The 13,714-nt window shown below is 69.5% G+C and carries 14 protein-coding genes and 1 pseudogene; 5 read left to right on the forward strand and 10 right to left on the reverse strand.

Annotation, left to right across the window (positions count from 1 at the left end; genetic code table 11):
- Window positions 1–108 precede the first annotated feature (108 nt).
- Together ACFYW1_RS18845 and ACFYW1_RS18850 are read right to left on the reverse strand one after the other, a co-directional pair.
- Window positions 109–1,350, reverse strand: a complete 1,242-nt coding sequence (locus ACFYW1_RS18845) for a hypothetical protein (RefSeq protein ID WP_388993803.1) — start codon at window positions 1,348–1,350, stop codon at window positions 109–111.
- Window positions 1,351–1,489: 139 nt separating this feature from the next.
- Entirely contained in the window at window positions 1,490–2,299 is an 810-nt protein-coding gene (locus tag ACFYW1_RS18850) for a hypothetical protein (protein WP_388994006.1), read from the reverse strand.
- A gap of 1,255 nt (window positions 2,300–3,554) precedes the next feature.
- On the opposite strand from ACFYW1_RS18850, the gene ACFYW1_RS18855 reads away from it, so the two are divergent.
- Window positions 3,555–4,046 (forward strand): lactococcin 972 family bacteriocin, encoded by a 492-nt coding sequence (locus ACFYW1_RS18855; protein WP_388993806.1) that lies wholly within the window; start codon window positions 3,555–3,557, stop codon window positions 4,044–4,046.
- Between the two features lie 753 nt (window positions 4,047–4,799).
- Here ACFYW1_RS18855 and ACFYW1_RS18860 read toward each other — a convergent pair.
- The 6 genes and pseudogenes from ACFYW1_RS18860 to ACFYW1_RS18885 all read right to left on the reverse strand — a co-directional run.
- A pseudogene (locus tag ACFYW1_RS18860) lies at window positions 4,800–4,925 on the reverse strand (IS5/IS1182 family transposase); the annotation flags it as partial.
- A gap of 108 nt (window positions 4,926–5,033) precedes the next feature.
- Complete coding sequence (locus ACFYW1_RS18865; RefSeq protein ID WP_388993809.1) at window positions 5,034–5,348, reverse strand: hypothetical protein; 315 nt, start codon at window positions 5,346–5,348, stop codon at window positions 5,034–5,036.
- On the reverse strand, window positions 5,302–5,547 hold the full coding sequence (locus ACFYW1_RS18870) for a hypothetical protein (protein ID WP_388994021.1): 246 nt from the start codon (window positions 5,545–5,547) through the stop codon (window positions 5,302–5,304). Before ACFYW1_RS18870 ends, ACFYW1_RS18865 begins: the two co-directional genes overlap by 47 nt.
- Before the next feature lie 141 nt (window positions 5,548–5,688).
- Window positions 5,689–6,021 carry a hypothetical protein gene (locus ACFYW1_RS18875; protein ID WP_388993812.1) on the reverse strand — a complete coding sequence of 111 codons (333 nt, stop codon included), beginning with the start codon at window positions 6,019–6,021 and terminating at the stop codon, window positions 5,689–5,691.
- 222 nt (window positions 6,022–6,243) lie between these two features.
- Complete coding sequence (locus tag ACFYW1_RS18880) at window positions 6,244–6,462, reverse strand: ferredoxin (RefSeq protein WP_388993815.1); 219 nt, start codon at window positions 6,460–6,462, stop codon at window positions 6,244–6,246.
- 7 nt (window positions 6,463–6,469) lie between these two features.
- Entirely contained in the window at window positions 6,470–7,660 is a 1,191-nt protein-coding gene (locus tag ACFYW1_RS18885) for a cytochrome P450 (RefSeq protein ID WP_388993818.1), read from the reverse strand.
- 113 nt (window positions 7,661–7,773) lie between these two features.
- On the opposite strand from ACFYW1_RS18885, the gene ACFYW1_RS18890 reads away from it, so the two are divergent.
- Window positions 7,774–8,382 (forward strand): TetR/AcrR family transcriptional regulator, encoded by a 609-nt coding sequence (locus ACFYW1_RS18890; protein WP_388993821.1) that lies wholly within the window; start codon window positions 7,774–7,776, stop codon window positions 8,380–8,382.
- Between the two features lie 98 nt (window positions 8,383–8,480).
- Here the strand turns inward: ACFYW1_RS18890 and ACFYW1_RS18895 are convergent, their stop codons facing one another.
- Window positions 8,481–10,082, reverse strand: a complete 1,602-nt coding sequence (locus ACFYW1_RS18895) for an adenosine deaminase (RefSeq protein ID WP_388993824.1) — start codon at window positions 10,080–10,082, stop codon at window positions 8,481–8,483.
- A 187-nt stretch (window positions 10,083–10,269) separates the two neighbouring features.
- Here ACFYW1_RS18895 and ACFYW1_RS18900 point away from each other — a divergent pair, with 187 nt between their 5' ends.
- The 3 genes from ACFYW1_RS18900 to ACFYW1_RS18910 all read left to right on the forward strand — a co-directional run bounded on the left by ACFYW1_RS18900 (window position 10,270) and on the right by ACFYW1_RS18910 (window position 11,971).
- Window positions 10,270–11,097, forward strand: a complete 828-nt coding sequence (locus ACFYW1_RS18900) for a hypothetical protein (RefSeq protein ID WP_388993827.1) — start codon at window positions 10,270–10,272, stop codon at window positions 11,095–11,097.
- A gap of 402 nt (window positions 11,098–11,499) precedes the next feature.
- Entirely contained in the window at window positions 11,500–11,748 is a 249-nt protein-coding gene (locus ACFYW1_RS18905) for a hypothetical protein (RefSeq protein ID WP_388993830.1), read from the forward strand.
- Window positions 11,738–11,971 (forward strand): hypothetical protein, encoded by a 234-nt coding sequence (locus ACFYW1_RS18910; protein ID WP_388993833.1) that lies wholly within the window; start codon window positions 11,738–11,740, stop codon window positions 11,969–11,971. Before ACFYW1_RS18905 ends, ACFYW1_RS18910 begins: the two co-directional genes overlap by 11 nt.
- A 178-nt stretch (window positions 11,972–12,149) precedes the next feature.
- Here the strand turns inward: ACFYW1_RS18910 and ACFYW1_RS18915 are convergent, their stop codons facing one another.
- Window positions 12,150–13,673 (reverse strand): PTS transporter subunit EIIC, encoded by a 1,524-nt coding sequence (locus ACFYW1_RS18915; RefSeq protein ID WP_388993836.1) that lies wholly within the window; start codon window positions 13,671–13,673, stop codon window positions 12,150–12,152.
- Between the last annotated feature and the right edge of the window lie 41 nt (window positions 13,674–13,714).

Raw genomic sequence — 13,714 nt, forward strand, 5'->3', positions numbered from 1 at the left:
GATCGGCAGTTCCCGCACAGCTGTGCCGCGCAGGCCCCCCGGACCACCTGGTCCGGGGGGCCTGCGCCGTTCCGGTTTCCCGGTCCTCCCGGCCGCGGCGCCCGCCCGCTACGGGAGCCGGTCGAGCAGCCAGGTGGAGAGTTCCTCCGTCACCAGGGCGTGGCCCTCGTTGCGGGAGGCGAGCTTGAACTCGTCCAGTCCGCTGGGCTCGTACGGGAGCCGGGAGATGTCCATGTACAGCTCGTCGTCCGTGTCCAGGTCGCCGATGTCCACCGCGCTGACGGACGGCACGAAGCAGTGCGAGCGGATGCGCACGTCGGTCTTGAGGCCGAGCGGGGCGGCGAGCGCGTTGAGTCCGTCGGCGAGGATGCCGAACCCTTCCAGGGTGCCGCCGGGCGCGCCGTCGATGGACGGCAGTCCGGTGGTGCGGATCTCATGGGTCCGGTCCGTCACCACCCGTAGCCGCGCGGCGAGTTCGCCGTCGCCGGGGGAGTGGGTGTAGAGCCTGGTGCCCGCGATCGAGGCCCCCCTGCCCTCCAGGGCCAGTTCGCCCGCCCGGGCGTCGGTGCCGATGCCGTCGGCCGCCCCGTTGGCGACCCCGATCAGCCGCGGCCTGCGCGGCCATTCGCCGACCGCCCGCATCTCGGCGAGGAACGCGGTGCGTTCCGCGCTCCGTTCCGGTGTGCCGTCCCACTCCCCGATGTGCCGCCACAGCAGCTGGCGGGCGGCCGGGCTGTTGATCTGGTCGGAGAACCGGCTGTCGAGGTCCCTGATGTAGTGCGCGAACGCCTGGAGCGCGAGCGGAATCCAGGCGCCGCGATGAGGGCTGTCGTACGAGAAGTACAGCCCCGTCCGGTGGTCGACGTCCCGGCTCTCCATCGCGGCCAGCGCGTGCCGGGTGACCAGGCCGCCCGTGCCGAACCCGCCGACGGCCAGCGGGGTGCGGCCCTCCTGTTCCGCGGCGGTGCGCAGGATCGCGGCCTGCGCGGTCGTGGAGTTGTCCGGAATGGACGCACCGCGTTCGCGGAAGCCGAGGAGGACGACGTCCCGGCCGCGGCGGCGCAGCTCGCTGATGAGCGGATAGTCGCCGAACTCCATGGTCTCCCAGGCGGACACCAGCTCGCTGGGCCCCGTGCCGAAGCCGTCGGCGACGAGCACGGGCCGTACGAGTGCCTTGTTCCCCTCGCCGAGGTAGACCCGGGCGGAACCGCCCGGCAGATCCCATACGGCACTGGGCCGCAGGGGGAGGGAGCTGTGCGGTTCGGCGTCGATGCGGGGGCCGGGGACCAGGGCGATGGGGGGCCTGTTCTGGAGCCCCGAGGCGATCTGCTCGTGGGACGGGTCGGGCATGGGTCGTTCCCCTTTGGGCTGGTTCGTCACAACACGTGCAAAGCGGAGCACGGGGTGTGGCGATCCGGTCGGGGAAGCGGTTCAAACCACTCCCAGGTGGGAGCCGGTTTGAGCCAGGGGGAGGGGGTGACGGCCGGGGTCAGCGGCGGTGGGACATCGCGGCCCGGACCTCGGCCATCCGCTCGCGCACCCCCTCCGCCGGTACGGCGCCGTCCGGGCCGGCTGGCCGGGCGGCCGGTTCGCCCCGGCAGGGTCCGCACCGGCCGCCGATCAGGGCCTGTTCGCTGCCCGGGGCGCGGCAGTCGCCGCATTCGAGACTGACCAGCAGCGTTCGGGGCGGCGCCGGAGCCATCCGTTCGGGTGGCATCTTGTCGGTGAGCCGCCTGCGGACGAGGGCCGCCGCGTGGTGGACGGGGCTGGGGAGGCCGTCGGTGAGGGCGTGCAGCAGTTCCGTCTCGGTGGCGCCCCGCTCGAACCACTCGGTGACCTGTGGTTCCAGCGTCGCGCAGTCCGCCGCCGACAGGGTGAGCGGGGGCGCGGTGCGTCCCAGCGCGGCGAGCAGGACGAACGCCCGGGAGCGGGTGGGCCGTTGCCGGTGCTCCTGCGGCGGTGCGTCGCCCCTGGTGAACGCCGCCCACCACGCGTCGTCCCGCGCGGTCCGGGAGAAGAACGTACGGGTCACCCACAGCAGGCACTCGTCACGCGCCACGCACTCGCTGCCGCGCCGCAGGTGCCCGGCGTCCTGGAGCCGGTTGAGCGCGGTGCGCAGGGCGCACTGGCCGTACGGGAGCACCTTGGCCAGGGTTTTCACGGAGATGTCCGCGCCCTCGGGCAGCCGGTCGAGATATGCGGCGATGGACGCCTCGCGGGCCGGGAGGTGCGCGAAGTCGCGTTCGGTACGCGGAAGTTGGGCGGGCGCCGAACGCTTTCCGTACCCCGGACCGGCCATCGGATGCGGGTGCGAGGCGGTGAGCGGGGAGGAGTGAGGGGAGGTGTGAGGTGTGCCCGGGGCGGCACTAAGCTGACTGTCAGCCATGAGATCGCGATGCCTTTCAGAGATCGCAAGGGTCTTGCGATCGGAGTGGTCAGACCCCTGTTTTGGTGTTCCAGCACCGGCAGGGGTCGTTCTGCGTCCACAGGGATGGCCCTGTTCCCGGAACGCTAGAGGGTCACCACCGTCCGTGGCAAACCGGTCACATGTGGTCAACGCGTGCTCGGCCGGCCGGGCGTTCCGGCGGTCGGCTTTCCGGTCAACTCGCCGGTCGGGCAGGGAGGGTGGGCGGGTATGTACCCGTCCACCCATTCCGCTGAAAGAGCGCTCGGACTTCGGGGCTTGAGCCCCGGGGTGAGAGGGGCAGCGAGTCGGCTGCCGAGCGCAGCAGGCACAGCGGACGTTCCGGGGAGGACCTCGGGAAACGCATCCATGATCAGCTCGTCCACGGGCTTGCCCGGTCAGCACCCCGCTGCCGAAGCCGGCCGGACGGAATCCCGCCTCTCCTTACGCGCTGACCCCGGATGTGTTGGGCTCCAGCACCTTGAGCCAGACCAAGCACAGGTGGGCGAGGTGGAAGCCTCCGGTCCATTGCCAGGCGATCCGTTTCCGCTGCGTAGCCCCTTGCCCCGGTTCCCGGGGCGAGTGCCATCACGAACTTGGCAGCGCGTACGTATTGATCCAAAACGCTTCAGGTTCATGCTCATTGACGGTGTGTGAGTGATAGCGAACCTCGGACGTCCGACCGGCAGTGATGCCCCCACGTCACACCATCGAGCGACGGCAGGCCGAACGGAAGGCCGCATACCGCACTCCAAGGTCTCTGCTGTCTCCTCGGCGAGCCGACGATGTCCTCCTGCCGGAGCCGGCGGGGGTAGATCTCCGCCTCGGTGCCTCAGGTGCCGGGCAGTCGGGTGACGATCTCCTGGCCGGTGTCACCGAGGGCGTCAACGGCACGTGCCAGGAGGGGTGTTGAGTATCAGCCGCGGGCCAGGGACCGGGTCGATGGGCAGGGGAAGTGTCGGAGCAGTCAACCTTCTGCCCAATTATCACCTCAAAACGGACGAAAGAGAAAGTGGAGATATTCGCATAAATTCACATTTGCCGAGTAGGGGTGAATTCGGTCAAGGGGTTCGGTTTTCCCTTGCGGGAAGGTGTGAGTCCGCAAAAGATCTCCCTGTTCCCAGCGCAAGGAACCATGGGAGGGGATTTCATGAAGATTGTCAGCAGATCAGTCGCTTTCGCTATCGCGGGTGCAACTCTGGCCACTGTCGGATTTGCCGCGCCAGCCGCCGCAGATGGTTCTCAAGTCAGCGCTTCCGGTGCCACCGGCACCTCCGAAGTCACCGTCACCATCCATCGCCGCGAGGATGGCATGCGGCCGCCTGCGGGGTTGGGTGACCCCTCCGAGTGGGGTGTGGTGAAGATCGAAATCAATGCTTCGACAGATGACATTCAGCCGGCGGCAGGAAATACCTGCCAGAATGTCACTCATGGTCGGTGGTGCTACGGGTGGGAGCCGACGACCCCGGTGGGCAGGAAGCGTTGCTATTCGAACTACATCGCGGACGTGCAGCACAGGAGCACGGTGAGGGTTCAAAACGTCGACTACAAAAGTGGCTGGGCGGCGAAGGGTGCTACATCCTACGCCAGTGTAACCACCGGCACGGCCTGGACTTGCTACGCCTACTATGCTAATGCCTAGATGCAATTCCTGAATTGTCAGGTGAATTCCTGACGGGAGGGATGAGCTGGTGCGAGTCTCTGGTGTCACACGGGAAACCATGTGGTATCAGGGCTCTCGGCTCAGGTTTAAGAATGAAGAGGGAAGAGAAATCGGAAATTTTCCGGGCGCTCGCGCCGTATTGCTGACAGTGCCACTCGGGAGTGGCTTGCTGCTTGGCCTGCTGGGCCCTCTTGCCGGAAAATGGGACAATCCCGTCGGGGTGGTCATGGATGTCATTTTTTCTGGCGGGTGGCCATGGGCCTGTTACGCATTCCTGGTGGGCTATTCCCGTCGGTCAAAAGTTGAAGCAGTCATTCTTGCGCCTTTTGGGCTGGCTATCGGGGTAGTTACTTACTACCTGCTCAAGGATTCGATTCTTACTGTCGCCGTCCCAGACGGATTGCAGACCCCAGGTGACGGATCGTCCTCTAAAATTGCAGCATGGGGAGTGTTTGCGTTTATATTCGGGGTGCCTCTTGGGCTCTTGGGCAACGTTGCGCGAGTGCCGGGTATCGGTGGCCTCTTCTTTCGGCTACTAATTCCCTTGGTGGCCTTTTACGAGACCTCTACGCGCTTGGCAAATGAATCACGTGGGCCGAGTTTGATCGTCATTAATACCTGGAATACGGTTCGGTTCGCCGCAGTTGCTGTTGCGTTCGCTCTGGTAGGACACACAGTGTGGCGTTGGTGGTATGTCCGGCGTACTCGTTCCTCAGGTTCTTGGACCGTTTCCTAAATGGTGAGGTTGAGAAAGCGTTTGTAGCTGCAGAGGGTGGCGGCGAGACCGGGGAACTCCAGGTAGTTGCGGGGGTGGCGTTCATATCGGTGGTTGAGCCGACGGTAGCCGGTCGGCCAGGACGTTGGGTCGGCCGCGCGGTGAGGGGCCTGCCGTGACAGGTCCTGTTTCCGCGCGGCCTCCCGCCGAACCGGACATGACGGTTTCCCGGTCATCCAGTTCTCCAGTGACTACTGTGTGAGTGTCCTGGCCGGCTGTTCCGAGCGGATGCGGTTGTGGCAGACGTCGCAGGCCGCAACCGTTTTGCGGCGCGGTTGGAGCATGACGCGCGCCCAGTCCGAAGGCTGCTGTCCGGCATGTGTGAGGTCGGCCAGAGCCCGGACGTGGTGCACTTGCCCGTTGCCCTTGCTTCCGCAGATCTTGCAGGTGTTCGCCAGGAGACTTGCGATGAGTTCCTTTTGCGGACAGTCCACCCGGGCCGACTTGCGGTCGGCGAGTTCAGCCGCTCGCTGCCGGTGGAGAGGGATTCCACCGAATGGTGCCACCAGTGATTTCCCGTTCTTCCGCTCGATACGTTCCTCGAAGCAGACTTTGAAACAGATGAGGCTGCAGGCGAGGGAGAAGAAAGCTACGACAACATGCCGGCAGGGCGGGGGTGACGACCTCGGCCGCAGTCTTGTCGATGGCCTTCTCGGCGACGTCTTCCGCCTTGTGCGGCTTGGTGACGTCGGCCGTGGTGGTCAACGCGTGCTCGGCCGGCCGGGCGTTCCGGCGGTCGGCTTTCCGGTCAACTCGCCGGTCGGGCAGGGAGGGTGGGCGGGTATGTACCCGTCCACCCATTCCGCTGAAAGAGCGCTCGGACTTCGGGGCTTGAGCCCCGGGGCGTCAGATGAAGGGCAGTGGACCGGGCAGCAGCCAGGTCGCCGAAGCCGCCCCGCCGACGCAGGCCGTCGCCCAGCCCGCCCAGGCCCGCCCGGAGAGGCTCCGGGCCGCCTGCGCGGCTTCGGAGGCGATGGCCACTCCCCACATGAGCGCCAGGAGCAGATCGCCCCATGCGATCGCGGGCCGCCCGATGACGAGCCACCCCGCCGCGCAGGCTCCCAGCCCGGCGGCCATGAAGGACAGGGCCGCGCCCGCCCCGGAGGTGTGGGACGGCCTGCGCCCGCGGTGCGTCAGGATCAGCGCGATCTCTGCGAGGGCCGCCGCTATGGCAATCATCCGTGTACTTCCTGCGGGCGTGGCTCATGGCCCGCCGCGCGGCCGCCCGGCGAGTTGGGCCATAAATGATCGTTTTGCGGCGCAATGGAAGCATACGGTGTGCGTTTCGAGCCACTTTCGAAGGGGGTCATGGGCCGGTGCCGGGTGGACCGGGGAGGACGGGCATCGCCCGGCCCACCCGGCGGCGGCCCGGTCGCGGCGGGGGTGCGGCGACGGGGGGTCTCAGTCTCGGCGGGGGCCGATGACGGTGGCGCCGTCGTGCACGGTGATCGCCAGGGCCGGGCAGATGTCGGAGGCGTCCAGGACCCGTTCGTCCGGCTCGATCCCGTCGGCCCGGGCCCGGGCGCGCTCGTCGTCCAGGGCGAACACCCCGGGGACGGTTCCCGCGCACATGCCCGATCCCTGGCACAGCTCCCGGTCGACGCGTACGTTCCAGCTCATCGCCGTCTCACCACCCGATCGGCATGACGCGCGGCCCGCGCACCAGCATCTCGGACTTCCACGTCACGTCGGCGGCCACGTGCAGGCCGGGGAAGCGGGTGATGAGCGCGGACAGCGCCTCCTGGAGCTCCAGCCGGGCCAGCGGGGCACCCAGGCAGTGGTGGACGCCGTGGCCGAAGCCGAGGTGCTGGTTGCCCTCGCGGGCGATGTCGAGCACGCCCGGGGCCGTGAACCGCAGCGCGTCGCGGTTGGCCGCGCCGACGGCGACCAGGACCGGGCTTCCGGCGCGGACGAGCGTCCCGCCCACCTCGACGTCCTCGATGGCGTAACGGGGCTGACCGGCACCGCTGCCCAGCGGCACGAAGCGCAGCAGCTCCTCCACCGCGTTCGGGACCAGCTCGGGTTCGGCCCTGAGCCGGGCCAGCTGCTCCGGGTGGTCGAGCAGGGTGAGGACGAAGTTGGGGATCTGGGAGGCAGTGGTCTCGTGACCCGCCACGAGGATGCCGACGCACAGGTCGACGAGTTCGAGCTCCGAGAGCCGGTCGCCGCCGTCGCGGGCCTCGATCAGGGCCGTCATCAGGTCGTCCTGCGGCTCGCGGCGGTGCTGCTCGATCAACCCGGCCATGTAGGCGCGCAGTTCGTCGCGGCTGGCCTCGAACTCCTCCGCCGTCAGGGAGCTCGTCGACAGCGCGTCGTCGCTCCACACCCGAAAGCGCGGCCGGTCCTCGGTGGGCACCCCCAGCATCCGGCAGATCACGGCCACCGGCAGCGGCAGCGCGAACAGGTCCACCAGGTCCGCCGGCTGCCCGGCCGCCTCCATGTCGTCGAGGAGGCTCGCGGTCAGCTCCCGCACCTGGGGGCGCAGCTTCTCGACCTGCCGGACCGTGAACGCCTTGGCGACCAGGGAACGCAGCCGGGTGTGGTCCGGCGGGTCCATGCCGAGGATGCCGCCGTCGCGCTGGCCCTCGGACTGCCTGGGCTCGTCGTGCGAGGCGGCGAGGGCCCGGCTGAAGCGCTGGTCGCCGAGGACGAGCCGGGCATCGGCGTAGCGGGTGACGAGCCAGGCCGGTTCGCCGTACGGCATCTGGACCCGTAACAGTCCCGGCCGGTCGCGTACGCGCTCGTACTCCTCGGCGAGCCGGAGTCCCTCGGCGGTGTTGAAGGGGTAGGCGAGGGGGGCGGCATCTGCTGTGGTCACTGCGGACCTCCCATATGTAAGCAGCTGCTTACAAACGTAGAAGCGATCCTTCCGGGCAGTCAACGACGCTTTACGGCCGTTATCCTGACGGGCCGTTCGAGAGGAAATCCGCCATGACGCCCGCCCCCGCACCGTCGTCCGGAGAGCGTCGCCGGGACTCCGCGGCCACCCGGCAGCGGCTGCTGGAAGCCGCCCGCGACCTGTTCGCGGAGCGGGGCTACGAAGCGACGACAGTGCGGAGCATCGCCGAGCGCGCCGGGGCGAACCAGGCCCTGCTCTTCCGTTACTTCGGCTCGAAACAGGGTTTGCTCACGGAAGTCGTGGCGCAGGGAGGTCTCGAACAGTTGCGCGCGACCCCGCCCGAGGAACTCTTCGAGACGGCCCTGCGCTCGATGCTGAGCCACAGCGCGGGCAGTGCGGAGGACCGCTCCCTGGAGGTCTATCTGCGTTCCGTGGGCCGGGGCGACGAGGCGGCCGGAACCCTGCGGGAGCTGGGCGAGGAGTACCAGAGCGCCCTGGCCGGGCTGTCCGGCACCGAGGACGGCGCCCTGCGCGCGGACCTCGCCATGGCCTGGCTGCTCGGCATCGGCCTGATGCGGACGGTCGTCGCCCGAGAGCCGCTCGCCGGTGCCGATCCGGACGACGTCTGCCGGCTCGTGCTCGGCACGCTCGACCACCTCTGGTCCGCGCCCGGGGAGAAGGACGGGGACGGTACGGCGTGACGGACGGCCGGTCGGTCGGAGGAACGGTCGGAGGAACGGGAAGGGGCGGCCCGGCTCCGCGCCGTGCCGCCCCGTGACTCCGTGGGTGCGGGTCCCGCTCAGCGGTGCTCGCGCTCGAAGGCGGCGAAGGCCACCTCCTGGCGCCATTCGGCCGCCGCCTTCGGGTTCTCCGCGAGGTAGTGGGCGCAACGCGGGCTCGGCCGGTTGTCGCCGGGACGGCTGCCCCGGCAGACGGGGACCGGGCGGTAGTCGGACCGGGCGCGGTCGGCGGTCCACAGGCTGCGGCCGTCGTTGAACGCGTGCTCCAGGGAGGCGCGGGCCAGGTCCTTCAGCTCGGGGTAGGACAGGTTGTACGTCCGGGACGCGTACCGGTACTCGTGGCTGATGTCGATCCGCGAGACCCCCGGGTCGTCGGTGGCCAGGACCACCGGGACGCCGTAGCTGCGGTAGGCGTTGAACGGGTGGTCGTCGCCCGCGATGCCGAGGATCTGCTTGTTGCTGGAGAACGGCACCTCGACCGCGACGTCGCGCCGCGCCATCGTCCGCGCGAGCTGCCGCCAGTCGTCCTCGTGGACCAGGTCCACGCCGTGCCCGATGCGTTCGGCCCCGGCGACGAGGACGGCCTCCCGGATGTGGAAGGTCAGGTCCTCCGGCTTGACGAGGCCGGGCGCCAGCTCACCGGCGTGCAGGGTGAGGTGGGAGTCGGGGTACTGGCCGCGCAGGTACTTCAGCATCCGCATCTGGAGGCTGTAGTTGTCCAGCGAGCTCTGCCAGTCCTCGGGCTGGACGAGGTTGACCGCGACGAAACGCGGGTCGCGCTCGGCCAGCCGCATGCCGACCGCCATCTGCGTGAACACCCGGGCCGGGGTGCTGCCCCGGGACACCTGGGAGATCCACTTGACGGGCAGGCGGCAGCCCGGGGCGGGGCGCGGGGTGTCGCAGTGCGATGCCGCCCGGAACTGCGCGTCCGTGTCGTCGGCCTCCTGGATGGCCTCGTCCACCACCTTGTCGAGCTTCCCGCCGGCCACGAGCTTGCGGTGGAAGGCCGCCAGGTCGGGGTCGTAACCCACCTGCTCGGACAGCGCCTTCGAGCTGTCCGACGCGGGCGTGACCAGCGTCTCCAGGTAGAACTGGTTGTTCTTGACGACGGTGTCGGCCACGTTCGCGAGCATCTTGCCGCGGGTGTACCAGGTCGCCATGCCGAACTTGTCGAACGTGTTGAAGAAGTGGTCGTGCCCGGACTCGCCCGGCGGGAAGTCCTGCATGGACCAGGCCCGGATGACCTGCTGCCGGAACGCGGCATCGGTCCGCGCGTCCGAGGCGGGCCGCTTGCCGGGTCCGCACGGCGGTGCGACGGCCGTCATCGTCGCGTCGATGCACAGCCCCTGCTCGGCCGCGAGCTCGATCAGGTACTCCGTCGTGACGGCGCCCGACAGGTGGTTGTGCAGGTCACCCCCCTTGGGCAGGGCCTTGAAGAACTCCTTCTGCCGCTCCGGCCTGTTCCGGAGCGAGTCCAGGTACGCGGAGGTCCTGCGCTCGGCCGGGGTCACCGGGCGGTGCGCGGCGGGCCGCGGCGAGGGGTCCTTCGCCGGGGCGGCGGCGGCCGGGAGCGCCGGGAGGAGGGAGAGCGCGGCGAGTGCGGCGAGTCCGGCCGGGAGCAGTGACGTGGGACGGTGTGCCGTCCGGAGTGTTGGAATCACGGCCGAATGATCGCGTTCGACGAAGGGGTTTCATGCCCGAACCACATATATGGGCGAGAACGTCCACTCGATCGAGTGGGCAGTGATCAAGCGGAGCAACCGGCTGCCCGATGACTGCTAATCACTCGTTCCGGCCCGTGCACCCGAAGGCTTCCGGGCACCGGCCTCCGTCCCTAACATCACACACATGTCGATCACTTCTCGCATACCTGTTCTCCATGCCCGTGGAGAAGCCGTCGTATTTGTGGAGAACGATGTGCTGACCGTGCGTCGACCGCACGAGCAGACGCACATCCCGCTGAAGGCCATCAGCCGGGTACTCGCCGAGGGGCAGTCCGTCACGATCGAGCTGATCGCCGCGCCGACCACGGACAAGGCGCACGTCCACCGGGTCCGGGACGTGGTGGGCGCCGCCGTCGCCTTCGCCGACGCGGTGAACGCGGCTCTGCCGGGGCGGACCGAGGAGACGGAGGCGATCGACGGCGCGGACCTCGTCTGGGGCGAACGCCTGTACCAGCCGAGCTACCGGAACTGGCTTCGCGGGATAAAGCGCGGCGCGCTCGTCGCGGCCCTGGTGGTCATCGGCTCATGCGTGCTCGTGGGCTTCACGGGAAGCCCGGCCGCCATGACCGTCATCATCCCGTTCGGCTTCTTCGGGACGGTGATCCTCGCGCTCGGCGCGTTCCTCGCCTACATACCGGTCGAGGAACGGTACCTGCGGAAGCACGGCGTCCGGACGGCCGCCATCCGGCTCCAGGACCAGCCCGGCCTGTACGCGTACACGGATCGGGGCGGCTTGGTCCGTACCGTGCGGCACTCCGTCCCCACCTGGAGCATCGAAGCGGCGTACGACCCACACGATTCCGGCCGGGTGCTCCCGCTGCGGTCGCGGGGCCGGCGGATCCGGAGCGCCGTCCTGGCCGCCTGCACCCTCGGCATCGGCCTCCTCTTCGCCGCCGGGGTCGTCGCGGCGGTGGTCGGCGCCTTCCTCGGAAAGTTCGACAGCCTGACCTGAGGCGCGCCCGCACGAGGCGCACCGGCCCCGGTCGCCGGGACTCCTTCGGGGCGGCGTGGTCGCGGGTGAAGAACGTGTGCGTTTCCAGGACCTCGTCGAGCCGCCGGGCCCGGCCCTCCTGGATCCGGCGGGTACCGGCCTCCGGCCGGCCGATGAAAGAGCCGCTCACGAACAGTTCGGGACCCGGCCTCTCCTGCGAGAGGTCCACCCCTTCCCCGCGGCGACGGAGTTCGGCACCGAGCGGGGCGTGTGGCGAGGGGCCGGGATCGAGCTTTTGGGCCCCGGCATGACAACTCCCTGTGACACATGTGCGGTTGTCGGGACTGCGCCTCTTCCGGGCCATCACCGCGTTGGACACGCTGGGTATGCATTCCCATTACTCAGAGTGGAAAGGAGTGGATCATGGTGATGATCGAACGCCGCAAGGCGACGGAGAGCAGAGTGCGGGCGGCGGAGGACGCGGTGGCGCGGTTGAAGGAGAGTTTCTCGGGGGTCGGGATCACCTTGCCCTCGTTGCGGATCGACCCGGTGACGTGCGCGGGGACCGAACCGGAGGCGCCGTTGGTGGACCTCGGGCGATGCAATCTCGACACGGCGCTGCGGCTGAGCGCGGTGCTGGAGGCACAGGGGCTGGTCGGTCATGAGCGGTGAGCGGTTCGAGGGGGACGCGCCGGAGCCGGGCTCGTTCGCGGTGGACATCCGGGACGGCAGGGTGGGGCGCGTGATGGGGCGCGTCGGCCCGTACGTGCAGTTGCGGGCGGCGGGCGGCGGACCCGAGTGGGACTGCCCACCGGAATCGGTGCGCGCGGCGCCGTTGGGGGAAGTGCTGCGGGCCCGCGTGCGGGAGGTCAACCGGGAGGGGAGGCTGCCATGACTGCGGTGGTCGAGAACCCCCCGTCCCCCGAAGGTCGCCCCTGGGACCCCCTGCTCCGGACCCGGGGTGAAACGGAGGAGTTCCCGGTCTGAACGGGTGGGCGTGCGTGCGTGGGTGAGGGGTGGTACCCGGTCGGCCGGATACCACCCCTCACCCATGCGGGTCCGTGGGCCGGAGGTCAGACCCCGGCCGGTTCCTTCTCGGGGGCGCCGGTCGCGGTGGCGGGGGAGGCGGCCGGTTCCCGGGAGACGTCGAACTCCGCCAGCAGGTCCTTGCCGAAGCCGAAGAAGTACGTGGCGAGGAACCCGGTGAGGTACCCCACCAGCAGGCCGCCCGCGTAGATCGCGATCGTGGTGCCGAGGCCGCGGTTGCCGTCGAGGAGGGGGAACAGGGCCCAGCCGGACGGGCCGATGGCGGTGGAGCCGACCTTGTCGCCGAGCTGGTTGAACAGCCCGATGAAGCCGCCGCCGAACGCCCCGCCCACGCACGCCGTGACGAACGGGCGGCCCAGCGGGAGGCTGACGCCGTAGATCAGGGGCTCGCCCACGCCCAGCAGACCTGCGGGCAGGGCGGACTTGATGGTGCGGCGGATCGACTCGTTGCGGGGGAGGCGGAAGTAGACCGCGACCGCCGCGCCGACCTGGCCGGCGCCCGCCATGGCGAGGATCGGGAGCAGGACGGTGTAGCCCTGCTGCTCGATCAGGGTGGTGTGGATCGGGATGAGCGCCTGGTGCAGGCCCAGCATCACCAGGGGCAGGAAGAGTCCGCCGAGCACGAAGCCCGCGCCCGCGCCGCCGTGCGAGAGCAGCCAGTCGGCGAACGTACCGATGGCGGTGGAGATCTCACCGGCCACGTACATCAGGCCGAAGATCGTCACCAGGCCGGAGATCAGCACGGTGAGGGTCGGGGTGACCAGGACGTCCAGCGCCTCCGGCACCCACCGGCGGCACCACTTCTCCACGTACACGGCCAGGACCGCCGCGCCGAGCGCGCCGAGCACACCGCCCTGGCCGGGGGAGAGCTTCTGGCCGAAGGCGTCGATGTTCGCGACGCCCGGGAACACGATGATCGCGGCGACCGCACCGCCCAGGATCGGCGTCCCGCCGAACTCCTTCGCCGTGTTGAAACCGACGAACACGGCGATCAGCGCCATGAAGCCGGCCGCCATCGCGGCCAGGGCGGGGGTGACGGAGGTCAGCCAACCCAGGTTCACCAGCAGGCCGTTGAGGCCGGCGATGATGCCGCAGCCGATGAGCGCCGGGATCAGCGGGACGAAGATGTTCGCGATCCTGCGCAGGAACAGCTTGAACGGGGTGGCGTTCTTCGCCTTCCGCGCCGCCTTCATCGCGGCGCCCCGGTCGGCCAGCTCCTTCGCCGACGCGGCGGGGGAGTCGGGAGAGGGGGAGCCGGCGGGGGAAGGGGCGGCGGGGCCGGATGCCCCGGCCTCCGCCACCAACCGCTCGAACTCCGGCGTGACCCGGGCGACGGCGCCCGGGCCGAGGACGATCTGGTACGTGTCGTCCTCGACCACCCCCATGACGGCGGGGACCGCCTTCAGGGCCTCGTCGTCGACGAGCGAGCGGTCGTGCAGACCCAGCCGGAGCCGGGTCATGCAGTGGGCGATGGAGCTGACGTTCGCGGCGCCACCGACGAGGGGGAGGATCGCGGCGGCGGTGGCGCGGTTCTTGTCCTGTGTTGCCATGGTGCGTGGTGCCTTGCTGTGGGGGGAGGTGCGGGGTGGAA

Origin of the sequence: Streptomyces sp. NPDC002669 (genome assembly GCF_042889165.1) — a bacterium.
Classification (GTDB): domain Bacteria; phylum Actinomycetota; class Actinomycetes; order Streptomycetales; family Streptomycetaceae; genus Streptomyces.

Bases quoted from the DNA above. Each gene is read 5' to 3' on its own strand.
- ACFYW1_RS18915 (WP_388993836.1), bottom strand. From the start codon at position 13,673: ATGGCAACACAGGACAAGAACCGCGCCACCGCCGCCGCGATCCTCCCC.
- ACFYW1_RS18905 (WP_388993830.1), top strand. From the start codon at position 11,500: ATGGTGATGATCGAACGCCGCAAGGCGACGGAGAGCAGAGTGCGGGCG.
- ACFYW1_RS18890 (WP_388993821.1), top strand. From the start codon at position 7,774: ATGACGCCCGCCCCCGCACCGTCGTCCGGAGAGCGTCGCCGGGACTCC.
- ACFYW1_RS18875 (WP_388993812.1), bottom strand. From the start codon at position 6,021: ATGATTGCCATAGCGGCGGCCCTCGCAGAGATCGCGCTGATCCTGACG.
- ACFYW1_RS18900 (WP_388993827.1), top strand. From the start codon at position 10,270: ATGTCGATCACTTCTCGCATACCTGTTCTCCATGCCCGTGGAGAAGCC.
- ACFYW1_RS18910 (WP_388993833.1), top strand. From the start codon at position 11,738: ATGAGCGGTGAGCGGTTCGAGGGGGACGCGCCGGAGCCGGGCTCGTTC.
- ACFYW1_RS18855 (WP_388993806.1), top strand. From the start codon at position 3,555: ATGAAGATTGTCAGCAGATCAGTCGCTTTCGCTATCGCGGGTGCAACT.
- ACFYW1_RS18880 (WP_388993815.1), bottom strand. From the start codon at position 6,462: ATGAGCTGGAACGTACGCGTCGACCGGGAGCTGTGCCAGGGATCGGGC.
- ACFYW1_RS18850 (WP_388994006.1), bottom strand. From the start codon at position 2,299: ATGGCCGGTCCGGGGTACGGAAAGCGTTCGGCGCCCGCCCAACTTCCG.
- ACFYW1_RS18845 (WP_388993803.1), bottom strand. From the start codon at position 1,350: ATGCCCGACCCGTCCCACGAGCAGATCGCCTCGGGGCTCCAGAACAGG.